The organism is Faecalibacterium sp., from assembly GCF_052358865.1.
Classification (GTDB): domain Bacteria; phylum Bacillota; class Clostridia; order Oscillospirales; family Ruminococcaceae; genus Faecalibacterium; species Faecalibacterium butyricigenerans.
Genome location: NZ_DAWCVJ010000003.1, coordinates 14,643 through 35,696, shown reverse-complemented (window position 1 = coordinate 35,696; position 21,054 = coordinate 14,643). Strand labels below are relative to the sequence as shown.

The 21,054-nt window shown below is 62.6% G+C and carries 22 protein-coding genes; 11 read left to right on the top strand and 11 right to left on the bottom strand.

Translation table 11 applies throughout. From position 1 onward, the window contains the following. Nucleotides 1-108: 108 nt before the first annotated feature. From hisG to ACT8X9_RS01015, 10 genes are all read left to right on the top strand, one after another. Nucleotides 109-1,707 carry an ATP phosphoribosyltransferase gene (gene hisG, locus ACT8X9_RS01060; RefSeq protein ID WP_444267833.1) on the top strand — a complete coding sequence of 533 codons (1,599 nt, stop codon included), beginning with the start codon at nucleotides 109-111 and terminating at the stop codon, nucleotides 1,705-1,707. Beyond that, a complete protein-coding gene (gene hisD, locus ACT8X9_RS01055; RefSeq protein ID WP_444267832.1) occupies nucleotides 1,704-2,981 on the top strand; it encodes a histidinol dehydrogenase in 1,278 nt (425 codons plus the stop codon). Before hisG ends, hisD begins: the two co-directional genes overlap by 4 nt. Before the next feature lie 12 nt (nucleotides 2,982-2,993). Next, nucleotides 2,994-4,055 carry a histidinol-phosphate transaminase gene (hisC, locus tag ACT8X9_RS01050; RefSeq protein ID WP_444267831.1) on the top strand — a complete coding sequence of 354 codons (1,062 nt, stop codon included), beginning with the start codon at nucleotides 2,994-2,996 and terminating at the stop codon, nucleotides 4,053-4,055. Between the two features lie 3 nt (nucleotides 4,056-4,058). Beyond that, nucleotides 4,059-4,649: an imidazoleglycerol-phosphate dehydratase HisB gene (gene hisB, locus ACT8X9_RS01045; RefSeq protein ID WP_444267830.1), complete on the top strand. Its 591-nt coding sequence runs from the start codon at nucleotides 4,059-4,061 to the stop codon at nucleotides 4,647-4,649. Next, complete coding sequence (hisH, locus tag ACT8X9_RS01040; protein WP_444267829.1) at nucleotides 4,646-5,254, top strand: imidazole glycerol phosphate synthase subunit HisH; 609 nt, start codon at nucleotides 4,646-4,648, stop codon at nucleotides 5,252-5,254. Before hisB ends, hisH begins: the two co-directional genes overlap by 4 nt. Before the next feature lie 137 nt (nucleotides 5,255-5,391). Beyond that, nucleotides 5,392-6,111, top strand: coding sequence for a 1-(5-phosphoribosyl)-5-[(5-phosphoribosylamino)methylideneamino]imidazole-4-carboxamide isomerase (gene hisA, locus ACT8X9_RS01035; protein WP_249233984.1), 720 nt, complete (start codon nucleotides 5,392-5,394; stop codon nucleotides 6,109-6,111). 11 nt (nucleotides 6,112-6,122) lie between these two features. Beyond that, the gene (gene hisF / locus ACT8X9_RS01030; protein WP_249233983.1) at nucleotides 6,123-6,878 is read left to right on the top strand and encodes an imidazole glycerol phosphate synthase subunit HisF; all 756 of its coding nucleotides are present in this window, start codon (nucleotides 6,123-6,125) and stop codon (nucleotides 6,876-6,878) included. A gap of 66 nt (nucleotides 6,879-6,944) precedes the next feature. Next, nucleotides 6,945-7,580 carry a bifunctional phosphoribosyl-AMP cyclohydrolase/phosphoribosyl-ATP diphosphatase HisIE gene (hisIE, locus tag ACT8X9_RS01025; RefSeq protein ID WP_227620650.1) on the top strand — a complete coding sequence of 212 codons (636 nt, stop codon included), beginning with the start codon at nucleotides 6,945-6,947 and terminating at the stop codon, nucleotides 7,578-7,580. A 6-nt stretch (nucleotides 7,581-7,586) separates the two neighbouring features. Further along, nucleotides 7,587-8,411 carry a histidinol-phosphatase HisJ family protein gene (locus tag ACT8X9_RS01020; protein WP_444267828.1) on the top strand — a complete coding sequence of 275 codons (825 nt, stop codon included), beginning with the start codon at nucleotides 7,587-7,589 and terminating at the stop codon, nucleotides 8,409-8,411. A 131-nt stretch (nucleotides 8,412-8,542) separates the two neighbouring features. Continuing rightward, the gene (locus tag ACT8X9_RS01015) at nucleotides 8,543-9,916 is read left to right on the top strand and encodes an MATE family efflux transporter (RefSeq protein ID WP_444267827.1); all 1,374 of its coding nucleotides are present in this window, start codon (nucleotides 8,543-8,545) and stop codon (nucleotides 9,914-9,916) included. A gap of 81 nt (nucleotides 9,917-9,997) precedes the next feature. On the opposite strand, the gene ACT8X9_RS01010 is transcribed toward ACT8X9_RS01015, so the two are convergent. Together ACT8X9_RS01010 and ACT8X9_RS01005 are read right to left on the bottom strand one after the other, a co-directional pair. Further along, a complete protein-coding gene (locus ACT8X9_RS01010) occupies nucleotides 9,998-10,945 on the bottom strand; it encodes a transketolase family protein (protein WP_444267826.1) in 948 nt (315 codons plus the stop codon). A gap of 1 nt (nucleotide 10,946) precedes the next feature. Beyond that, nucleotides 10,947-11,798 (bottom strand): transketolase, encoded by an 852-nt coding sequence (locus ACT8X9_RS01005; RefSeq protein WP_412588844.1) that lies wholly within the window; start codon nucleotides 11,796-11,798, stop codon nucleotides 10,947-10,949. A 407-nt stretch (nucleotides 11,799-12,205) separates the two neighbouring features. Here ACT8X9_RS01005 and ACT8X9_RS01000 point away from each other — a divergent pair, with 407 nt between their 5' ends. Further along, nucleotides 12,206-12,742 (top strand): ECF transporter S component, encoded by a 537-nt coding sequence (locus ACT8X9_RS01000; protein WP_444267825.1) that lies wholly within the window; start codon nucleotides 12,206-12,208, stop codon nucleotides 12,740-12,742. A gap of 64 nt (nucleotides 12,743-12,806) precedes the next feature. Here ACT8X9_RS01000 and sstT read toward each other — a convergent pair whose 3' ends face one another. The 9 genes from sstT to ACT8X9_RS00955 form a co-directional block, all read right to left on the bottom strand. Continuing rightward, nucleotides 12,807-14,054, bottom strand: a complete 1,248-nt coding sequence (sstT, locus tag ACT8X9_RS00995; RefSeq protein WP_444267861.1) for a serine/threonine transporter SstT — start codon at nucleotides 14,052-14,054, stop codon at nucleotides 12,807-12,809. Nucleotides 14,055-14,329: 275 nt separating this feature from the next. After that, nucleotides 14,330-15,430 carry a dipeptide epimerase gene (locus ACT8X9_RS00990; protein ID WP_227620644.1) on the bottom strand — a complete coding sequence of 367 codons (1,101 nt, stop codon included), beginning with the start codon at nucleotides 15,428-15,430 and terminating at the stop codon, nucleotides 14,330-14,332. Nucleotides 15,431-15,444: 14 nt separating this feature from the next. After that, the gene (locus tag ACT8X9_RS00985) at nucleotides 15,445-15,927 is read right to left on the bottom strand and encodes an N-acetyltransferase (protein WP_444267824.1); all 483 of its coding nucleotides are present in this window, start codon (nucleotides 15,925-15,927) and stop codon (nucleotides 15,445-15,447) included. A gap of 171 nt (nucleotides 15,928-16,098) precedes the next feature. Further along, nucleotides 16,099-16,485 (bottom strand): helix-turn-helix transcriptional regulator, encoded by a 387-nt coding sequence (locus ACT8X9_RS00980; protein WP_227620642.1) that lies wholly within the window; start codon nucleotides 16,483-16,485, stop codon nucleotides 16,099-16,101. Between the two features lie 246 nt (nucleotides 16,486-16,731). Continuing rightward, nucleotides 16,732-17,400: a phosphate signaling complex protein PhoU gene (phoU, locus tag ACT8X9_RS00975; RefSeq protein WP_227620641.1), complete on the bottom strand. Its 669-nt coding sequence runs from the start codon at nucleotides 17,398-17,400 to the stop codon at nucleotides 16,732-16,734. A gap of 17 nt (nucleotides 17,401-17,417) precedes the next feature. Then, entirely contained in the window at nucleotides 17,418-18,182 is a 765-nt protein-coding gene (gene pstB / locus ACT8X9_RS00970) for a phosphate ABC transporter ATP-binding protein PstB (RefSeq protein ID WP_444267823.1), read from the bottom strand. Nucleotides 18,183-18,195: 13 nt separating this feature from the next. Further along, the gene (gene pstA / locus ACT8X9_RS00965; RefSeq protein ID WP_227620639.1) at nucleotides 18,196-19,053 is read right to left on the bottom strand and encodes a phosphate ABC transporter permease PstA; all 858 of its coding nucleotides are present in this window, start codon (nucleotides 19,051-19,053) and stop codon (nucleotides 18,196-18,198) included. Beyond that, on the bottom strand, nucleotides 19,043-19,939 hold the full coding sequence (gene pstC, locus ACT8X9_RS00960) for a phosphate ABC transporter permease subunit PstC (protein WP_227620638.1): 897 nt from the start codon (nucleotides 19,937-19,939) through the stop codon (nucleotides 19,043-19,045). The genes pstA and pstC overlap by 11 nt, the downstream gene beginning before the upstream one ends. A gap of 28 nt (nucleotides 19,940-19,967) precedes the next feature. Then, on the bottom strand, nucleotides 19,968-20,852 hold the full coding sequence (locus ACT8X9_RS00955) for a phosphate ABC transporter substrate-binding protein (protein WP_444267860.1): 885 nt from the start codon (nucleotides 20,850-20,852) through the stop codon (nucleotides 19,968-19,970). Between the last annotated feature and the right edge of the window lie 202 nt (nucleotides 20,853-21,054).

Here is a 21,054-nt window from a genome sequence, read left to right as displayed (position 1 = left end):
ACTTTACAGCTTTACCTTGATAAAGTAAAATAGTCTTACATCAAGGAGCGTCCCCGGAACGCAGAGGGCCGGCGCAGTCAGGTGTCCGGCAGAAATGAGGAAAAGGGTATGAAATTTGACATCTCCTGCTTGCAGCCGAAGGAGCAGGCCTCCTTTGCGCTGCGGGCGCTGTACGAAGCGGCGGGCTGCCGCAAATATCACATGGGCCGCTTCGAGGAGTACGGGCTGTATCAGGAGAACCGCAGCTTTCTTTCGTCGGAGCAGGTCATCACCTTCACCGATCTGGACGGACGGCTGCTGGCCCTCAAGCCGGACGTGACCCTCTCCATCGCCAAGACGGCACAGCCCGCCCCGGGCGAGACGCTGCGCTACTACTACCACGAAAACGTCTACCGTCCCTCGGCAGAGAGCCACACTTTTCAGGAGATCGGCCAGATGGGCCTTGAGCTGCTGGGCGAGGTGGGCGAAACGCAGGTGCAGCAGGCCGTGTCGCTGGCGGCCCAGTCGCTCGCCCAGCTGGGAAAGCCGTGGGTGCTGGAAGTGAGCCACATGGGCTATCTGTTCGGCCTGCTGGACGCGCTGGGCGTACCCGAGGCCTCCCGCGCAGCCCTGCTGGCCAAGCTGCGGGCCAAGAACCTCCACGAGCTGCGGGCGGCGGCCTCTGCCGCCGGGCTGGACAAGGCGGGCGCAGAGGCGCTGGCCGGGCTGATGCAGCTCTGCGGCCGCTGCGAAGAGGTGCTGCCCCGGGTGGAAGCGGCCTGCCGGAACCAGCGGATGCGGGCCGCCGCCGCCGAGCTGAACGCCATCGCCGCCGAGCTGAACGGTGCGGACGGAAGCATCCGTCTGGACATGACGCTGGCCGGTGAGATGGAGTACTACAACGGCCTCGTCTTTCAGGGCTATCTGGAGTCCCTCCCCCGTCCGGTGCTCAAAGGCGGGCGGTACGACCTGCTGATGCAGAAATTCACCCCGGGGGCGGGGGCCATCGGCTTCGCAGTCTACCTCGACGAGCTGGACCGCCTGAGCGCCCCGCTGCCGCCGGTGCAGAAGCAGCCCACGGAAAAGACCATGCTGAACGTGGCCCTGCCAAAGGGCCGTCTGGGCGATAAGGTCTATGGCCTTCTGGCAGGCATCGGCTACGGCTGTCCCGAGGACTACAACGCCACCCGAAAGCTGGTGGTGGAGAACCCGGCGGCAGGCATCCGCTATTTTCTCGTCAAGCCCAGCGATGTGGCCATCTACGTCGAGCACGGCGCAGCGGATGTGGGCATCGTGGGCAAGGACATCCTGACCGAGGCCTCCGCCGATGTCTACGAGCTGCTGGACACCGGCCTCGGCAGGTGCCGGATGTGCGTCGCCGCCCCGGCCGACTATCAGGACGACCCCAGCCGCCCGGTGCGGGTGGCCACCAAATTCGTCAACATCGCCAAGAGCTACTATGCATCCATCGGGCGGGACATCGACATCATCAAGCTCAACGGCTCCATCGAGCTGGCCCCCATTCTGGGCCTGTCGGACGTCATCGTGGACATCGTGGAGACGGGCACCACCCTGCGGGAGAACGGCCTGCGGGTGGTGACAGAGTTCATGCCCATCTCGGCCCGCTTCATCGCCAATAAGGCCAGCTACCAGTTCAAGCACCGGGAGATGGACGAGATGCTGGAAAAGCTGCGCGCCGCCCTTGCCGCAAAGGAGGAGAAAAAATGATAAAGCTGTACAACTTCGATGAGCTGAAGCCTGAAGAGATCCTGAACCGCGACATCCGCGCGGAGAAAAACGTAGAGGATGTGGTGGACGGCATCATCGCCGACGTCCGCGCCCGGGGCGACGAGGCCCTGAAGGAATACGCCCTCAGGTTCGACGGGGCAAAGCTCGAGAACCTCCAAGTGACGCAGGAGGAGATCGAAGAGGCCTTTGCAGGGATGGACGGCTACTTCCTCGAGACGCTGCGGGAGGCCGCGGCCAACATCGAGGCCTTCCACCGCCAGCAGGTGCACAAGAACTTTGTGATGAACGACAAGCCCGGCATCGTGCTGGGCCAGAAATACAGCCCCATCGAGAAGGCGGGCGTCTACGTCCCCGGCGGCACAGCGGCCTACCCTTCCACCGTCCTGATGGACGTCATCCCGGCCAAGGTGGCGGGCGTTTCGGAGATCGTGATGACGACTCCTGCAGGGAAGGACGGTAAGGTGAACCCCGTCATCCTCGCTGCCGCGGCCACCGCAGGCGTGACGAAGATCTTCAAGACCGGCGGCGCACAGGCCGTGGCTGCGCTGGCCTACGGCACCCAGACCATCCCGGCCGTCGATAAGATCGTCGGCCCGGGCAACATCTACGTCGCCACCGCCAAGCGGAAGGTCTTCGGTAAGGTGGGCATCGACATGATCGCCGGCCCCAGCGAGATCCTGGTGCTGGCCGACGGCGGCTGTGACCCCGCATGGGTCGCCGCCGACCTTCTGAGTCAGGCCGAGCACGACAAGCTGGCAAGCCCCGTCCTCGTCACCGACAGCGCCGACCTTGCCAAGGCCGTGCAGGCCGAGCTGGAAGTTCAGATCCCCCAGCTGCCCCGCGCCGCCATCGCCCGGGCCAGCGTGGACGACAACGGCAAGATCATCGTCTGCTCTGACCTGCGCAAGGCCATCGAAGCCTGCAACATCATCGCACCGGAGCACCTCGAGGTCTGCATCGACGACCCCTTCAGCGTGCTGAACGAGATCAAAAACGCGGGCAGCATCTTCCTCGGGCGGAACGTCCCCGAGGCGCTGGGGGACTACTTCGCCGGCCCGAACCACACCCTGCCCACCAGCGGCACGGCCCGCTTCTCCAGCCCCTTGGGCGTGGACGACTTCGTCAAGAAGTCCAGCTTCCTCTATTACACCCGGGAGGCGCTGGAAAAGGCCGCGCCCCGCATCGCTGACTTCGCCGAGCGGGAGGGCCTGCACGCCCACGCCCGCAGTGTGACCATACGATACGATAAATAAAGGGGGATCATTATGAGCCGTTTTCTTTCTCCCACGCTGGAAGCTGTCACTCCCTACACCCCGGGGGAGCAGCCGCAGGACCAGCAGTACATCAAGCTGAACACCAACGAAAGCCCCTACCGCCCCTCTCCGGCGGTGGTGGCGGCGGTGAGCGAGGCCGAGGTGGAAAAGCTCCGCCTCTACTCCGACCCCGCCTGTGCCGAGCTGCTGCGGACGGCAGCGGCCCACTTCAATTTGCAGCCCGACCAGATCATGCCCGGCAACGGCAGCGACGAGAACCTCTTCTTCGCCCTGCGGGCCTTCTGCGACGAGGCGCATCCGCTGGCCTATGCAGACATCACCTACGGCTGCTACGGCGTCTGGTGCGGCCTGATGCACATTCCCAGCCACATCATCCCTCTGAAGGATGACTTCACCCTCGACCCAGCCGACTATTACGGCCTGAACGAGACCATCGTTATCGCCAACCCCAACGCCCCCACCGGTCTGGCCCTGCCCCGCAGCGCCATCGAGGGCATCCTGAAGGCGAACCCCGACAACGTGGTCATCGTGGACGAGGCCTATGTGGACTTCGGCGGCGAGAGCTGTGTACCCCTCATCGACCAGTACGAAAATCTGCTGGTCATCCAGACCTTCTCGAAGTCCCGTCAGCTGGCCGGTGCCCGTCTGGGCCTTGCGATGGGCAGTGCAAAGCTCATCGCCGACCTCAACCGGGTCAAGTTCAGCCTCAACCCCTACAACATCAACCGCCTGACCCTGAAGGCCGGCAAGGCCGCGCTGGAGGATACGGCCTATTTCGAAAAGACCTGTGCCGCCATCGTCGAAACCCGCAGCTGGACGAAGCAGCAGCTGGAAGCGCGGGGCTTCACCGTGCTGGACAGCCGGACCAACTTCCTCTTCGCCTCCACCGGGAAAAAGGGCGGCGGCGAGCTGTATCGGAAGCTGAAGGAAAAGGGGGTGCTGGTGCGCCATTTCGACGCGCCCCGCATCACCGACTGGCTGCGGATCACCATCGGCACGCCGGAGGATATGGAAGCCCTGCTGCGGGCGCTGGATGAAATTTTGGAGGGTTGAGCCATGCGGGAAGTGACCATAGAGCGGAACACGAACGAGACACAGATCGAGCTGACCCTGAACCTCGACGGCGCAGGCCGGTATCAGGTGGACACCGGGTGCGGCTTTCTGAATCATATGCTGGAGCTGTTCGCCCGGCATGGCCGGTTCGATCTGGTGCTCACCTGCCACGGCGATGTGGAGGTGGACTATCACCACACCACCGAGGATGTGGGCATCGCGCTGGGGCAGGCCTTTGCCGAGGCGCTGGGCGATATGCGGGGCATCCACCGGTACGGCAGCTTCTACCTGCCGATGGACGAGGCCCTCATCCTCTGCGCCGTGGACATCTCGGGCCGCTGCACCCTGAACTGGGACATCCGCTGTCAGACCGAGAAGGTGGGCGACTTCGACGTGGAGTGCGCCAAGGAATTCTGGCTGGGCTTTGCCCGCAGCGTGCCCGCCACCGTCCATTTCGTCCGGTTCGCGGGCGAGAACACCCACCACATCTTAGAGGCGGCCTTCAAGGGTGCCGGCCGGGCACTGGCCGACGCCGTCCGCATCGACACCGCCCACCGGGACGAGATCCCTTCTACGAAAGGACTGCTGGTATGATCTGCATCATCGACTACGGCGTGGGCAACCTGTTCAGCCTGAAGTCCAGTCTGGCCCATCTGGGGCTGGACGCAGCGGTCAGCGCCGACCCCGCCGACATCCGTGCCGCCGACCGGCTCATCCTGCCGGGGGTCGGGGCCTTCGGGGACGCCATGGCAAAGCTCGAGGCCACCGGCCTTGTGCCGGTCATCAAGGAGGAAGCGGAGAAAAAGCCCCTCCTTGGCATCTGCCTCGGGATGCAGCTGCTGTTTGAAAAGAGTTTCGAATACGGCGAGCACCCGGGCCTCGGCTTTGTGCCGGGGCAGGTCTGCCCGCTGGCCCCTGACCTTGGCGATAAGACCCTGAAAGTGCCTCAGATCGGCTGGAACGCCGTCCACATCCTGCACGACGACCCGATTTTCAAGTACGTCCGGGACGGCGAGTATTTCTACTACGTCCACAGCTACTACGGCAAGAACTGCGCCGCCAACACGCTGGCCGTCAGCGACTATTCCCTCCCCGTCACCGGTGTGGTGAAGGCGGGCCGGGTGTACGGCACTCAGTTCCACCCGGAAAAGAGCGGCGACGCGGGACTGCGGCTGCTGCGGGCGTTCAGCGAGTTGTAAACTTAAAGGCGGCTTGCCCTCTCCGTCAGCGCTGCCGCGCTGCCACCTCTCCCAAAGGGAGAGGCTTTTGGCTCCCCCTTTGGGGGAGCTGTCACCGAAGGTGACTGAGAGGGCAAGCCCGCTAAAGGAGAAACGAAATGCAATTATTCCCAGCCATTGACCTGCGGGGCGGAAACGTCGTGCGCCTGACGCAGGGCGACTACGATAAAATGACCGTCTACGGCGAAGACCCCTGCGCACAGGCGCGGGCCTTTCTGGACGCCGGGGCCAAGAACCTCCATGTCGTCGATCTGGACGGCGCGAAGGACGGCACCCTTTCCAACTACGACACCATCGCCGCGCTGGCCAAACAGGGCGGCTTATACATCGAGGTGGGCGGCGGCATCCGCACCGAGGAGCGCATCGAACGATACCTCTCCCTCGGGGTGGGCCGGTGCATCCTCGGCAGCGTGGCCGTGACGGACTTCGATTTCACGGCCCGGATGCTGAAAAAATACGGCGACAAGATCGCCGTGGGCGTAGACGCCAAGGACGGCTATGTGGCCATCCACGGCTGGAAGGAGGTCAGCGCCGAGCCGGGCGTGGCCTTCTGCCAGCGTCTGGCCGAGGCGGGCTGCAAGGCCATCATCTACACCGACATCGCCTGCGATGGCGCGATGCAGGGCACCAACCTCGCCCTCTACCGTCAGCTTGCAAGGGAAGTGCCCGGCGTCGCCATCACGGCCAGCGGCGGCATCTCCTCGGAGCAGGAGCTGCTGGAGCTGGAAGAGATGGGCACCGCCGCCGCCATCCTCGGCAAGAGCCTGTATACCGGCGCACTGGACCTTCGACGCTGCGTTGCGCTGGTGCAGAAGTAAGGAGCTGGATCATGATCACAAAACGCATCATTCCCTGTCTGGACGTCCGCAGCGGGCGGGTCGTCAAGGGCACGAACTTCGAGGGCATCAAGGACGTGGCCGACCCGGTGGAGATGGCCCGGATGTACAACGCGGCCGGCGCAGACGAGCTGGTGTTCTACGACATCACGGCCAGCGCCGAGGGCCGCTCCCTCTTCACCGACATCCTTACCCGGGTGGCCAGCGAGATCTTCATCCCCCTCACCGTGGGCGGCGGCGTCAACACGCTGGACGACTTCGACCGGGTACTCAAGTGCGGGGCCGATAAGGTCAGCGTCAACTCGGGCGCGCTGAAGGACCCCTCCCTCATCCCGGCGGCGGCGAAGCGCTACGGCGACCAGTGCGTCGTCCTCTCCGCCGACGTCAAACGGGTGGGCGGGCAGTTCCGCGTCTTTGCCAAGGGCGGGCGCGAGGATACCGGCCGGGACGCACTGGAATGGATCAAGTGGTGCGTGGACAACGGCGCGGGCGAGGTCTGCCTCAACAGCATCGACACCGACGGCGTGCGCAACGGCTTCGACCTTGAGATGCTGGACGCCGTGGCGGCCCGGGTGAACGTGCCCATCATCGCCAGCGGCGGCGCGGGCAAAAAGGAAGATTTCCTCGAGCTGTTCCGCCACGAGGGCATCGACGCGGGCCTTGCGGCGGGCATCTTCCACCAGAAGCTGCTCACCATCCGGGCACTAAAGGAGTACTTAAACGAAAATGGTGTGGAAATGCGGCTGTAAATGCTTGCGTTTGCCCGCCGAATACGCTAAACTATAGCTGTCCCCCTGCGGGGAAGGAGAAACATTATGGATCTGAAGTTTGACGAAAAGGGCCTCATCCCTGCCATCGTGCAGGACCACTACACCAAAGAGGTGCTGACCCTCGCCTACATGAACGCCGAGACGCTGGCGCTGACCATCGCGGAGGGCCGGACGGTGTTCTGGAGCCGCAGCCGTCAGGAGATCTGGCGCAAGGGCGAGACCAGCGGCAACGTCCAGCGGGTGGTGTCCATCACCGCCGACTGCGACGCCGATGCGCTGGTGGTGGAGGTCGTCAAGAGCGGCCCCGCCTGCCACACCGGTGCCGAGAGCTGCTTCTTCAACGAAGTGTATGTTTCCCCCGAGCTGAAGCAGTTCAGCTGGCAGGGGCTGTATGACCTCATCAAGGGCCGCAAAACCAGCCCCAAGGAGGGCAGCTACACCACCTACCTCTTCGAGAAGGGCAAGGAAAAGATCCTCAAGAAGGTGGGCGAGGAGTGCACGGAGGTCATCATCGCGGGCGAAAAGGAAGACAAGGCCGAGACGGTCTACGAGATCAGCGATCTGGCATACCATGTGCTGGTGCTGATGGTGCAGGCCGGCATCACGGTGGAGGACGTCACCCGCGAGCTGGAAAAACGCCACGTTATCGACCACAAGGTCAAACAGGAAAGGATGCAGTGATTCACTATGGCAGATTACAAGAAGTCCAGTGTCCATTGTCACTCGACGATGTGCGATGGCAAAAACACCTTACAGGAGATGGCCTCCGCCGCGTGTGCGCAGGGGCTGACCACACTGGGCTTCACGGGCCATAGCTACACCCAGCGCGACCGTGAATACTGCATGAGTCCCAGCCGCACGGCCCAGTACAAGGCCACCATCGCCAAGCTCAAGACCGAGTACAAGGGCAAGGTGGACATCCTCTGCGGCATCGAGTGGGACCTGCTGAGCGAGGACAAGCGCACCGGCTACGACTACTGGATCGGCTCGGCGCACCACCTCTACGGCAAGAACACCGGCAAGTATTATGAGATCGACTTCCGCCCGCAGGATCTGCACGACTGCATCTACGACGACTTCGACGGCGACCCGCTGGCCGCTGTGGAGGCCTACTTTGCCGAGGTGGAGAAGGTGGCGGCCATGGGTCCCGACATCCTCGCCCACATCGACCTCATCAAGAAGCTGAACGCCGACGGCGAGTTCTTCGATGAGGAGGCTCCCCGCTACAAGGCCGCAGCCCTCAAGGCACTGGCTGTGGCCAAAGAGCACGGCTGTCGGCTGGAAGTGAATACCGGCGGCGTCTACCGCGGCTACCGCAAGGACTTCTACCCCGGCGCATGGATGCTGGGCGAGTGGCAGAAGATGGGCGGCCGGGTCATCATCACCTCCGACGCCCACGACATCGGCAGCCTGACCTTCGGCTTCGACGAGGCCGCAGCTGCCATCAAGGCCGCAGACTTCTCCAGCGTGGACGTGCTGACGGCCAACGGCTTCGAGACGCAGGAGCTGTAACCCCTGAATTTTGCAGCAAGGCTGCCGTGCAGTTTATCTGTGCGGCGGCCTTGTTTTCTGGTAAACGGCCTGCGCCCTCTCAGGCGCTCACGGAGAGGGCAAGCCGCCTGAAGTTATGAAGGAGAACGCCTATGACCCGATCCCCCGCAAAAAAATCGTTTTTCAGCCAGAGCGTGGACCTGATGAACGGCCCTATCTTCCAGAGCCTCGTCATCTTCATGCTCCCCATTCTGGTGTCGAGCCTCTTCCAGCAGCTCTACAACACCGTGGACACCATGATCGTGGGCAATGTGCTGGGTGACACCGCCCTTGCTGCCATCGGGGCCTGCGGGGCCATCTACGAGCTTCTGGTCGGCTTCGGCATCGGCATCGGCAACGGCCTTGCCATCGTCGCAGCGCGCTCCTACGGGGCCGGAGACAACGAGCAGCTCAAGCAGACCGTTGCAGGCTCCATCGTCATCGGACTCATCGCGTCGGCGGTCATCACACTGGCGGGCGCGATGGGCCTGCGCCCGCTGCTGGAGCTGCTGGACACCCCGGTCGAGATCTTTGAGGACGCCTACCGCTATATCATCATCATCGACTACGGCGTCTTCATCATGTTCGCTTACAACCTCTGTGCCGGTCTGCTGCGAGCCATCGGCAACAGCTTCATGCCGCTGGTCTTCCTCATCCTCTCGTCGGTGCTCAATGTCATCCTCGACCTCTGGTTCATCGCCGTGCTGGGCATGGGGGTGGCCGGTGCGGGCGTGGCCACGGTCATCTCGCAGGGAGTGTCGGTGGCGCTCTGCATCCTGTACGTCTTCCGCAGTGCCCGGCTGCTCCTGCCCGAGAAAAAGCACTTCCATGTGGGCAGCCGCCTCTACTGGGAGCTGTTCAGTCAGAGCATCTCGATGGGCCTTATGAGCAGCATCGTCTCGGCAGGCTCGGTGGTGCTGCAATATGGCATCAACGGGCTGGGCACACTGGTCATCGCGGGCCACACCGCCGCCCGGAAGCTCTTTTCCTTCACGGATATGCCTCTGGTGGCGATGGCCTCCGCCTGCTCGACCTTCGTATCCCAGAACTACGGCGCGAACCACCCCGACCGCGTCCGGCGCGGGATGCGGGACGTCATCCTCTACAGCATCGTGGTGGCCGCCGCCATCACGGTGCTGATGAGCGTGGGGGCAGAATGGATGGTACGGCTGGTGTCCGGTTCCTCTGAGCCGGTGGTGCTGGAAAACGGCGCACGGTATCTGATCTGGAACGGCCCCTTCTACGCCGTGCTGGGCGTCCTGCTGGCGAGCCGGTATGCACTGCAGAGCATGGGCGAAAAAGTACTGCCCCTCCTGTCCAGCGTCATCGAATTTCTGGGCAAGATCGTCTTTGTCATGGTGTTCATCCCCCGCTTCGCGTACAACGCAGTCATCCTCTGTGAGCCGGTCATCTGGTGCTTCATGACCGCCGAGCTGATGACGGTCTATCTGCACAATTCGTTCGTCTTTCCGAAGAAGAAGAAATAAAGCATCCTCGCATAAAAAAAGAGACAGGCAGCCCCTTCCGGGGAAGCCTGTCTCTTTTTTCTTATGCAGGAAACGCCTTGCTTATCGGCCCAGCATCTCCTTTGCGGTCTTGCAGATGGTGGCGGCGTCCAGACCATACTCGCGCAGCAGATCCCATGCAGGGCCGGAGCAGCCGAACTTGTCCTGCACGCCCACGCGGCGGACGGGGGTGGGCAGCTTCTCGCTCAGAAGCGAGCAGACGGCCTCGCCCAGACCGCCGATGACGTTGTGCTCCTCGGCGGTGACGATCTTGCCGCACTCCTTGGCTGCCTTGAGGATGATCTCCTCATCCAGAGGCTTGATGGTGTGGATGTTGAGGACGCGGGCGTGGATGCCCTCGGCGGCCAGCGTCTCAGCGGCCTTGCGGGCCTCGTTGACCATCAGGCCGGTGGCCACGATGGCGATGTCATTGCCCTCGGTGAGCTGCTCGCCCTTGCCGATCTCGAAGTGGTAGTTGGCCTCGTCGTGGAACACAGGGACGGCCAGACGACCGAAGCGGAGGTAGACCGGCCCCTGCATCTCGTAGGCAGCGCGGACAGCAGCCCGGGCCTCCACATCGTCAGCGGGGCAGATGATGGTCATGCCGGGCAGGCTGCGCATGAGGGCGAAGTCCTCGCAGCACTGGTGGGAAGCGCCGTCCTCACCGACGGAGATACCGCCGTGGGTGGCGCCGATCTTGACGTTCAGGCGGGGATAGGCCACGGAGTTGCGGATCTGCTCAAAGGCACGGCCCGCAGCGAACATGGCGAAGCTGGACACGAAGGGGACATAGCCCATGGTGGACAGACCGGCGGCAACGCCCATCATGTTGGCTTCGGCGATACCGCAGTCGAAGTGGCGGCTCGGGTAAGCCTTGCGGAACATCCCGGTCTTGGTGGCGGCGGCGAGGTCGGCGTCCAGCACCACCAGATCATCATGGCCTTCAGCGGCCAGTGCTTTCAGAGTATTGCCGTAGCTCTCGCGGGTCGCGATCATTTTCACATCTGCCATCTTACTTGTCCTCCTGTTCCAGCGCGGCGTAGGCTGCGTTCAGCTCCTGCATGGCCACAGCGTACTCTTCGTCGTTGGGGCCTTTGCCGTGCCAATCCACAGAGTTGGTCATAAAGGAGACGCCGGTGCCCTTGACGGTGTCCAGAATGATGCAGGTGGGCTTGTCGTTCTCAGCGTGGAACGCCTTGACAGCCGCCTCGATCTGGTCGTAGTCGTGGCCGTTGATGGTCAGGACGTTGAAGTTGAACGCCTTCAGCTTCTCTTCCAGCGGGGCGCTGTTCATGACCGTCTCGGTAGTGCCGTCGATCTGGAGATGGTTGCGGTCCAGCATGACGCAGAGGTTGGAGAGCTTATAGTGGGCGGCAAACATGAACGCCTCCCAGCACTCGCCCTCTTCCACCTCGCCATCGCCAAGGATGGTGTAGACATTGACCGGCTTTTCGCTGATCTTTGCGCCCAGAGCCATGCCGCAGGCGGCGGACACACCCTGACCCAGACTGCCGGTGGACATATCCACGCCCGGCGTCTCATTCATGTTGGGGTGGCCCTGCAGGTAGCTGCCGATCTTGCGCAGGGTCTTGAGGTCTTCCACCGGGAAGAACCCGCGCTCGGCCAGCGCAGCGTAGAGCGCCGGGGCGGCGTGGCCCTTGGACAGCACCAGACGGTCGCGGTCCGGCTTTTTCGGAGCCTTGGGGTCAACATTCATATCCACGAAATAGAGGTAAGACAGCACCTCGGCGATGTCCAGACTGCCGCCCGGATGGCCGCACTTGGCGCTGTGAGTTCCCTCGATCACGCCCATGCGGATGTGGCAGGCGTGCTTGGCAAGGGTGAGCTTTTCTGCATTTGTCATGATGGTCCTCCCGTATGAACCTCAGAATTTGCAAGGTAACAGCCGCGCAAGGTGCGGCTCCTGCCGCCTCATTGCGCTATAATTCAAGTTTATATTATCTATTCTGTGCAAAAAGGTCAAGCTTCTTCCAGCAAAATGTACACACGCGGTCAAAAACCGCCCCAAACGCATCCTTTTTTGGTCAATTTGCGGTCTGATTTGCACTGGTCTTGACAAATCCTGCGGCACTCTGCTATAATTTTCACGATTTCCGGCAGGAAGCCGGGCCTGCGGGCCGAAGCCCGCCGCACGCTTATTTTCCGCCGTACTTTTTGCAACAGACGCCATGAAGGGGTCTGCCTTTGGGATGCATTTCCAAGGGCAGACCCCTTTTTCTGTCCCGGTGCGGCCTGCAAGGAGGAACTCCGATGAAAACGAAACACACCTCTCCGGCCCGCAGCATCGTGCTGGCTGCACTCTTTCTGGCTCTGGCCTTCGTCCTGCCCATGGTGACGGGCCATGTGCCGCAGGTAGGCAATATGCTCTGCCCCATGCATTTCCCCATCCTGCTCTGCGGCTTCGTGCTGGGTGGGCCATGGGGTCTGGCCGTGGGCTTCGCGGCCCCGCTGCTCCGCTCGGTGCTCTTCGGGATGCCCCCGCTGTACCCCATCGCCCTCTCGATGGCCTTTGAGCTGGCTGCCTACGGCGCGGTGTCCGGCTGGCTCTACCGCCGGGTGAACCACACATTGCCCATGACCTATGCTGCCCTCGCGGCGGCCATGGTGGCCGGACGCCTCGTTTGGGGCGCAGTCCGCTTCCTGCTGGCAGGCCTCAGCGGCTCCAGCTTTCCCTTCTCGGCCTTCCTGTCCGGCGCACTCTTCACCGCTGTGCCCGGCATCATCGCCCAGCTGGTGCTCATCCCCCTCATCGTCACCGCACTGCAGAAGGCAAAGGTCATCGACTGAGCCTTTTCCGGAAAACGAAACAATGGCTGGAGCCGCGCGGCTCCAGCCATTGTTTTTTTGCACTTTACTTGCGGAGGAAGTCCGGCAGGGGCTTGCCCTGCTTGCGCCACTGATGATACTCAGCGGTAGCGGCGAACTCCACGTCGCCGGCGGAGTTCAGCGCCGTCTCGACGGAGTCCTGGATCACGCCGATGATGAAGCCGACGCCGACCATCTGCATGGCCACATCATTGGAGATGCCGAACAGGGAGCAGGCCATCGGGATGAGCAGCAGGGAGCCGCCGGCCACGCCGGAAGCGCCGCAGGCACCCAGAGCAGACATGGCGCTCAGGACGATGGCGGCAGGCAGAGTCACGGGGATGCCCAGCGTGTTGGCCGCAGCCAGCGTCATAATGGTGATGGTGATGGCCGCGCCGTCCATGTTGATGGTCGCGCCCAGAGGGATGGAGACGGAATACATATCCTTATCGAGGCCCAGCTTCTCGCACAGGGCCATGTTGACGGGGATGTTGGCCGCCGAGCTGCGGGTGAAGAATGCGGTCAGGCCGGACTCCTTCAGGCAGCGGAACACCAGCGGATAGGGGTTGCAGCGCAGATAGATGAACATGATGAAGGGGGAGACGATGAGCGCCATGAACAGCATGGTGCCCACCAGCAGGCCCAGCAGCTTGCCGTACTGGGTGAAGATGGCCAGACCGTTGCCCGACACGTTGGTATACACCAGACCCATGATGCCGAAGGGGGCCAGATTGATGATCCAGCGCACCACCTGCGACACCGCATCGGCGGTATCGGCAAGGAACTTCTTGGTGGTGTCAGAGCCGATGTTCTTCATGGCAAGGCCGAACATACAGGCCCAGAACAGGATGCCGATGTAGTTGCCGCTCATCAGAGCGCTGATGGGGTTGGCGACAAAGTTGGTGAGCAGGGTGCTCAGCACCTCGCCCAGACCCTGCGGCACCACGTCCGACTGGGCGGCATCAGCCAGAACGACCGACACGGGGAACATAAAGCTCGTAACGGAAGCGATGGCCGCCGCAAGGAAGGTGGTCAGCATATACAGCCAGATGACCGTACCGAAGCGGCGGTCCAGCTTGGAGCTGCCCTGCGCCAGCGCACTGGCCACGATGACGAACACCAGCACCGGGGCGATACCCTTCAGCGCGCCGACGAACAGGCTGCCCAGCTCGCCGACCCAGCCCGCACCCGGCACCGCAAGCGCCAGCACCGCACCGATGACCAGACCGGCGACGATGCGAAGGATGAGGCTGACCTCATTGTACTTCTTTGCCACGGCTTTTACGCCATTCATCATATCAAAACACTCCTCCACAATGTGTGCGTGCACCGCGCACACTTTTCTGTCTCTTTCCCAAAGACAAGTGTTATTATAGCACACACGGCAGAAAAGTCAAAGGTTTTCCGCAGATATTTCGGGCGATTCCATCCGATTTCCCCCTTTTCCTCCCGACCCCGCCGGCAAAGCTGTATTTATGCCGCATACAAAGTTAAGATATTTCACCCAGCAAGGCAGAAAAATCCCCCGGCAGAGAAACTCTGCCGGGGGAAAGTCATTCTTATTTATTTTCAGTCGTCCAGATAGGTCACTTTGCCGGGGACGAAGCCCTTGATGCCCATGCCGGGGGCGTCCGAGACGGTGATGTCCTTCTCGTTGAAGACCGCACCGCCAAGGATGTGGTCCTCGCTGCAGAGCACCGGGCCGTCCAGATCGACCTTCGTGATGATCTTTTTGGCGCAGGCCAGCTCCACCGCCGCATTGACGGAGATCTTTGCCTCCAGCATACAGCCGATCATGCACTCGACGCCGTAGACCTCCGCCGCCGAGGCGATGCGGAGGGCGTTGGTGATGCCGCCGCACTTCATCAGCTTGATGTTCACAAAGTCCGCCGCGCCGGTCTGCATGATGCGCAGGGCATCTGCGGGGCTGAACACGCTCTCGTCGGCCAGCACAGGCACGCTGGCGTTCCGGGTGACGTACTGCATCCCCTCGAGGTCAGCGGCAGGCACAGGCTGCTCGACGAACTCGATGTCGAGGCCCTTTTCCTGCATCTGGTCGAGGATGCGGACGGCCTGCTTCGCATTCCACGCCTGATTGGCGTCGATGCGGATCCTGACCTCTTTTCCCACAGCCTCGCGGACTGCGGCCAGACGGGCCACATCCAGCTCCGGGTCGATGCCCACCTTGACCTTCAGGCAGTCATAGCCCCGCTCGAGGGCCGTGCGGGCGTCCCGCGCCATCTCCTCCGGCGGGTTGACGCTGATGGTGATGTCGGTGACGATATTGCTGCGCGCGCCGCCCAGCATCCGGTAGACCGGGGCACCGTACTTCTGGCCCAGCAGGTCCCACAGGGCCATGTCCACCGCCGCCTTTGCGCTGGTGTTGTGCACGAGGGCCTTCTGCACCGCAGCGGTCAGATCCTCGAACTCGTCGAGGTCGCGGCCAAGGATGGCCGGGGCGATGTGGTCCCGGATGGCCCCGATGATGGCCCCGGTGGTGTCGCCGGTGATGACGCCGGTGGGAGGTGCCTCGCCGTAGCCCACCGCGCCGGTGTCGGTGTGCAGCTCAACGATGACGTCCTCCACGCTGCGCACGGTGCGCAGCGCCGTCTTGAAGGGGACGCGGAGCGGGGTCGAGATGCGGCCCAGCTTTACCTGTGTGATCTTCAATGTCCAGTCCCTCCTTATTCTGCCCGCAGAGGCAGAGTCGCAGACAGCTTCTGATAGGCGATGCGGGGCTTGCCGTCATCCGCTAAGATGATGCCGCAGCGGGCAAAGCCGTTCTTCTCGAGAAGATGCTGCATGATCTTGTTGTCCTCGTGGGTGTCGGCGCGCAGGCTCTCGCAGTGTTCGAGACACCATGTAATGACCTCGTCCGTCACGCCTTTGCGATGGCCCGCCGAGGCCAGCCGGTGGATGGTGCCGTAGGGCAGGGTGTCGTTGAGCCACTTGCCACCCTCGATCTTTGCATAGGTGGGGTCCGGCCCCAGAATGAAGGCGAACACCGCCTCAAGCCGGCCGTTGACCGTATAGATGAACAGCCGGTTGGCGTCGATGTCCTCTTCCAGCATCTCTCTCGGTGGATAGCCGTCACCCCACTGGGTCGGGTTGCCCGAAGCAGCCATCACCTTCCGGGCACGGGCATAGATATCTAAGATCTGCTCCAAATCAGAGTGTCTTGCTCCACGAAACATTCCGTTTCCACCCTTTCTTTCTGTGCGCCGCGGCGCACGTCTGGCTTCTATTGTAGCACACTCCGCCTCATTTTTCCATGCACAGACACCAAAAGGCGTCCCGAAGGCACGGGACGCCTTTTGGTGCATCTTGATCTTACCAGCTCAGGCCGGGGTGCGGGTGCGGACGGCGCGGCTCTGGCGGTACTCGCGGGGGCTTTGGCCGTAGCGCTCATGGAACAGGCGGTAGAAGTAGCTGGTGTTCTCGTAGCCGACATAGGTGATGATCTGCTGGATGTTCCAGTCGCTGCGGCGCAGCAGACGGGCGGCCGTCTCCATCCGGTGCTTCTGAAGCAGCTCCTTGTAGGTGCGGCCGGTCTGCGCCCGGACGCACTCGCTGACATAGGCCAGCGAGACGCCGTAGCTGCGGGCCACATTGGAAAGGCTGGCCTCGCGGTAATTTTGGGTGATCTCATCCAAAGCCGCCTGCACCAGCTCGGCGCGGCTGACGGCCACACCGTGGGCTTCCAGCGGGAATTTCTTGGTGTCCATAGGTATCCTCCGTTGCGGCGCGGCCCGCCGGGAGACAAGGGGATGTCGGAGCCGGGCCGCGCTCAGGTCTCACAAGCGCCCCCTTTGGGAGGCTTCTGCTTATAATACGACACAGCGCGGCCTGAAATTGCACCGGAGAGGAAAAATCCCCAAAATTTTTCAGACGGGGTTTCGGCGCACAAACAAAAGCTGCCGCCCACACCCGGGCAGCAGCTTTTCAGGAAAAGAAAAAGAGGAAAACAGAACTCAGAACATATTCTCGTGGTGATACCGGCCGGTGCGCAGGAACTCCACCCACTCGGCGACGTTCACAGCGTGGTCGCCGATGCGCTCAAGGTACTTGATGACCATCAGCACATCGAGGGCGGCGTCGATCTTCCCGGGGTCGGCAGCGATCTCCGCTGCCAGCATCCGCTTGATGCTGTTGAAGTCGTAGTCCACGGCATCGTCGGCCTCGATGACGGCTTTTGCTGCTGCCTCATCCTCTGCCGCAAAGGCGGCCATGGCGTCGTTCAGCATCTTGTGGGCTTTCCGGCCCATCTCAATGCTCTTGCTCACGGCGGGGTCGCCCGCCTTGCGGACACCGGCCAGATGGGGCACGATCTCCGCGATGTCGGCGGCGTGGTCGCCGATGCGCTCCACATCCGTCACAACCTTCATGGCTGCGGAGATAAAGCGCAGGTCGCTGGCCACCGGCTGCTGGCGGAGCAGCAGGGTCATGCAGCGGTGCTCGATGTCCCGCTCCATCCGGTTGACCTCAGAGTCGCCCTTGATGATCTCCTTTGCCCCCTCGGCGTCAGCCGTGCAGAGGGACTCCAGCGCATCCTCCACCGCGTCGGCGGACAGCTGGCCCATCTTGGCCAGCAAAGCCTTCAGGGCCGCGAGGTCGGCGTCGTACTGTGTGCGTGTGCTCATATCGCAAACCCTCCTTTTTAACCGAAGCGGCCCGAGATGTAGTCCTCGGTGCGCTTGTCCTTCGGGGTGCTGAAGATCTCACTCGTGGGGCCGCACTCCACCAGCTCGCCCAGCAGGAAAAAGGCCGTGCGGTCGCTGATACGGGCTGCCTGCTGCATATTGTGAGTGACGATGACCACGGTGTAGTTCTTCTTCAGCTCGCTCATCAGCTCTTCGACCTTCATGGTGGAGCCGGGGTCGAGGGCGCTGGTCGGCTCGTCCATCAGCAGCACTTCCGGCTTGACCGCCAGTGCCCGGGCGATGCACAGGCGCTGCTGCTGGCCGCCGGAAAGGCCCAGCGCGCTCTTCCTGAGGCGGTTTTTCACCTCGTCCCAGAGGGCAGCGCCCCGCAGAGAGCTTTCCACCAACTCGTCCAGCTCCGCCTTATTGTGGACGCCGTGGAGCTTGGGGCCGTAGGTGATGTTGTCGTAGATGCTCATGGGGAAGGGGTTTGCCTTCTGGAAGACCATGCCAACGCGGCGGCGCAGGTCGGTCAGCTGCATCTCTTTCGAGAAAATATCCTCGCCCCGCAGCCGGACATCGCCCTCGATGCGGACATTCGGCACAAGGTCATTCATCCGGTTCAGGGTCTTCAGAAAGGTGGATTTGCCGCAGCCTGAGGGGCCGATGAGGGCCGTGATCTCTTTTTCGCCCACATCCAGCGAGATGCCCTTGAGGGCCTTGAAGTCGCCGTACCAGAGGTTCAGGTTCTTGGCCGAGATGACCGGCGTATTGTTATCCATAAAATATGACCTCTTACTGTTTCTGTTTCAGCTTTGTTTTTGCCAGACGGGCTGCAAGGTCGATGAGGAGCACCAGCACCAGCAGCACCGCACCGATGCCCCACGCGGAGGCAAAGTCGCCGTCCTCAAAAGCCCGCAGATAGAGCAGGACCGAGAGGGTCGCGCCGTTGGAGGTGTAGGCCTTGGCGATGCTGCCCGCGATGACCTCCGCCGCACCTGCGGTAAAGAGGAGGGCGGCGCTTTCGCCCACGATGCGGCCCACAGCAAGGATGCAGCCGGTGACGATGCCGTCGATGCTGCACGGGAGCACGATGGTGCGGATGATGTGCCACTTGCCTGCGCCGAGGCCCAAGGCACCCTCACGGTAGCCCTGAGGCACCGTCTTGAGCGACTCCTGCGTCGTGCGGATGATGGTGGGCAGGTTCATGACCACCAGCGTCAGACTGCCGGAGAGCAGGCAGGTCTTGAAGCCCATGGTCTGGGCGAAGACCAGCATACCCACAAGCCCGTAGATGATGCTGGGGATGCCCGCCAGCGTCTCATTGGTGAACTCGATGACCTCGATGAGCTTCCGGTTGGAGGCGTACTCGGTCAGGTAGACCGCCGCGCCCACGCCCAGCGGAAGCACGATGAGCAGGGTCAGGAAGATGACATACAAGGTGTTGAGGATGGCGGGAAGGATGCCGTCGGTGCCCTTGAGGACGCTGGCGGTGGTGGAAAGGAAGTTCCAGCTGATGTGGGGGATGCCCCGGATGAGCACCAGCCCGATGACGCCCGCCGTCAGGGCGATGACCAGCACCGCCGCAGCCCAGACCGCCGCCGTCAGCGCGATGTTCCACGCACGGCGGGAGGGGGAGAAATCACGTTTCATCCTTGTTTCCTCCCTTCAGCACAGCGTTGAGCAGCACATTGATGGCCATGATGAAGACGAACAGCACCAGCGCGATGCTGAACAGCGCCTGTTTCTGCAGGCCGCTGGCGTAGCTCATCTCCTTCGCAATGGCCGTAGTCAGGAAGGTGACGCTGCGGAAGAGGCTGTCCGGCATATTCGGGCTGTTGCCGGCCACCATCATGACGGCCATGGCCTCGCCGATGGCGCGGCCGATGCCCAGCACGATGCCCGCTGCGATGCCGCTCTTTGCCGCTGGGATGCTGATCTTGAACCATGTTTCGGTGTCCGTAGCGCCCAGCGCGAGGCTGCCCTGCTCATACTCCGGCGGGACGGCGTTGAGGGCCGTCACCGACACCGAGACGATACTGGGCAGGATCATGATGGACAGCACCACGATGGCCGACAGCAGGCAGGCGCCCGAGGCCTTGCCGAAGGCTTTTGCCACCGCAGGCACCAGCACCTGCATCCCCAGCAGACCGAACACCACGCTGGGGATGCCGCTCAGCAGCTCCACCGCCGTGACCACGACGTTCCGCACGCCGGGCGCAGCGGCCTTCGAGAGGAACACCGCCGTCAGCAGGCCCACCGGCACGCCGATGAGGGATGCGCCCAGCGTGCCGTAGATGCTGGAGAGCACAAAGGGCAGGATGCCGTACTTCGGCTCAGCGGCCGTGGAGGCCCACTCGGTGCCGAAGAGGAACTTCAGCGGGCCGATCTTCCCGATGGCGGGCAGGCCCGACAGGAACATATAAACCGTGATGACAGCCACACAGCCCACCGCGAGGATGCCGCAGAGAAAGAAGATGGCATTCATGATGGCCTCCAGCCACTGGGCCGGAGTGCGGGGCAGCTCAAACTTTTTCATAAAAACACCTGAGCGTTCGCGCTCAAAATCACTCGTTCACCGGGACAGCGCCAGCGGTGCGGATGAGGTCGGCTGCGTCAGCGCTGGTAGCAAAGTCGAGGAAGGCCTGAGCCTGAGCGGAGAGGGTGACAGAGTCGTTGGTGACGAAGACAAAGGGACGCTGCACCTCGTAGCTGCCGTCCTTGACGGTCTCTTCGCTGCACTCCACGCCGCCGACGGTCACAGCCTTGACGGTGTCACCGACAGCAGACAGGGAAGCGTAGCCGATGGCCAGAGGGTTGGCCTCCACCGCGCTGATGACAGCGCCGGTAGCGGTCAGCTCCTGTGCGTACTTGCAGGAGTCCTTGACGTCCACGATGCTCTCGAAGCCGTCGCGGGTACCGGAGCCAGCCTCACGGCCCACCAGAACGATCTCGCCGTCGTCGCCGCCGACCTCAGACCAGTTGGTGATCTCGCCGGTGAACATCTGCTTGAGCTGATCGACGGTCAGATCCTCGACCTTGCTGCTCTTGTTGACGATGATGGCGATGCCGTCCAGAGCCACGGTGGTACCGGTGACGCCGGTCTCATCTGCCTTCAGAGCACGGGAGGACAGGCCGATGTCCAGCGTCTTATCGGTCGCGCCGGTGATGCCTGCGCCGGAACCGGTGGGGTCATAGCTGACGGTGACGTCCGGCTCGATCTCGGCGAAGCCCTCGGTCAGAGCAGCGATGACGTTCTTCATGGAGGTGGAACCGCCGGTGGCCACATTGCCGGACAGGGCAGCGCCGGAAGCGGCAGACTCCGCCGTGCTGGAGACGGCTGCAGAAGAAGCAGCGGCAGAAGAAGCTGCACCGCCGCAGGCGGTCAGGGCAGCAGCAGCGGCAGCAGCGCCGCAGATGGACAGGAACGAACGACGAGTGATCTTTTTCATCATAAATATCTCCTTCGGATGGGCCGGCCCTTCGCTCTGGCCGGGATGTGTTTTCCTTTTTCTTGTTCCCTGTTGTCTCTCTCGGAACGTCTTTATTGTAGCGCGCCGCCCATCCTGCTGCGACCATGCCGGCGCAAAATGCAGGTAAAGCTTTGCGCTGTTGTTTTGCCCCACTGTCATCCTCTGGTAAAGTCCGCGTGGA

Excerpts from the sequence above, each read along its gene's own strand:
- hisG (WP_444267833.1), top strand. The coding sequence starts at position 109 with ATGAAATTTGACATCTCCTGCTTGCAGCCGAAGGAGCAGGCCTCCTTT.
- hisD (WP_444267832.1), top strand. The coding sequence starts at position 1,704 with ATGATAAAGCTGTACAACTTCGATGAGCTGAAGCCTGAAGAGATCCTG.
- hisC (WP_444267831.1), top strand. The coding sequence starts at position 2,994 with ATGAGCCGTTTTCTTTCTCCCACGCTGGAAGCTGTCACTCCCTACACC.
- hisB (WP_444267830.1), top strand. The coding sequence starts at position 4,059 with ATGCGGGAAGTGACCATAGAGCGGAACACGAACGAGACACAGATCGAG.
- hisH (WP_444267829.1), top strand. The coding sequence starts at position 4,646 with ATGATCTGCATCATCGACTACGGCGTGGGCAACCTGTTCAGCCTGAAG.
- hisA (WP_249233984.1), top strand. The coding sequence starts at position 5,392 with ATGCAATTATTCCCAGCCATTGACCTGCGGGGCGGAAACGTCGTGCGC.
- hisF (WP_249233983.1), top strand. The coding sequence starts at position 6,123 with ATGATCACAAAACGCATCATTCCCTGTCTGGACGTCCGCAGCGGGCGG.
- hisIE (WP_227620650.1), top strand. The coding sequence starts at position 6,945 with ATGGATCTGAAGTTTGACGAAAAGGGCCTCATCCCTGCCATCGTGCAG.
- ACT8X9_RS01020 (WP_444267828.1), top strand. The coding sequence starts at position 7,587 with ATGGCAGATTACAAGAAGTCCAGTGTCCATTGTCACTCGACGATGTGC.
- ACT8X9_RS01015 (WP_444267827.1), top strand. The coding sequence starts at position 8,543 with ATGACCCGATCCCCCGCAAAAAAATCGTTTTTCAGCCAGAGCGTGGAC.
- ACT8X9_RS01010 (WP_444267826.1), bottom strand. The coding sequence starts at position 10,945 with ATGGCAGATGTGAAAATGATCGCGACCCGCGAGAGCTACGGCAATACT.
- ACT8X9_RS01005 (WP_412588844.1), bottom strand. The coding sequence starts at position 11,798 with ATGACAAATGCAGAAAAGCTCACCCTTGCCAAGCACGCCTGCCACATC.
- ACT8X9_RS01000 (WP_444267825.1), top strand. The coding sequence starts at position 12,206 with ATGAAAACGAAACACACCTCTCCGGCCCGCAGCATCGTGCTGGCTGCA.
- sstT (WP_444267861.1), bottom strand. The coding sequence starts at position 14,054 with ATGAATGGCGTAAAAGCCGTGGCAAAGAAGTACAATGAGGTCAGCCTC.
- ACT8X9_RS00980 (WP_227620642.1), bottom strand. The coding sequence starts at position 16,485 with ATGGACACCAAGAAATTCCCGCTGGAAGCCCACGGTGTGGCCGTCAGC.
- phoU (WP_227620641.1), bottom strand. The coding sequence starts at position 17,400 with ATGAGCACACGCACACAGTACGACGCCGACCTCGCGGCCCTGAAGGCT.
- pstB (WP_444267823.1), bottom strand. The coding sequence starts at position 18,182 with ATGGATAACAATACGCCGGTCATCTCGGCCAAGAACCTGAACCTCTGG.
- pstA (WP_227620639.1), bottom strand. The coding sequence starts at position 19,053 with ATGAAACGTGATTTCTCCCCCTCCCGCCGTGCGTGGAACATCGCGCTG.
- pstC (WP_227620638.1), bottom strand. The coding sequence starts at position 19,939 with ATGAAAAAGTTTGAGCTGCCCCGCACTCCGGCCCAGTGGCTGGAGGCC.
- ACT8X9_RS00955 (WP_444267860.1), bottom strand. The coding sequence starts at position 20,852 with ATGAAAAAGATCACTCGTCGTTCGTTCCTGTCCATCTGCGGCGCTGCT.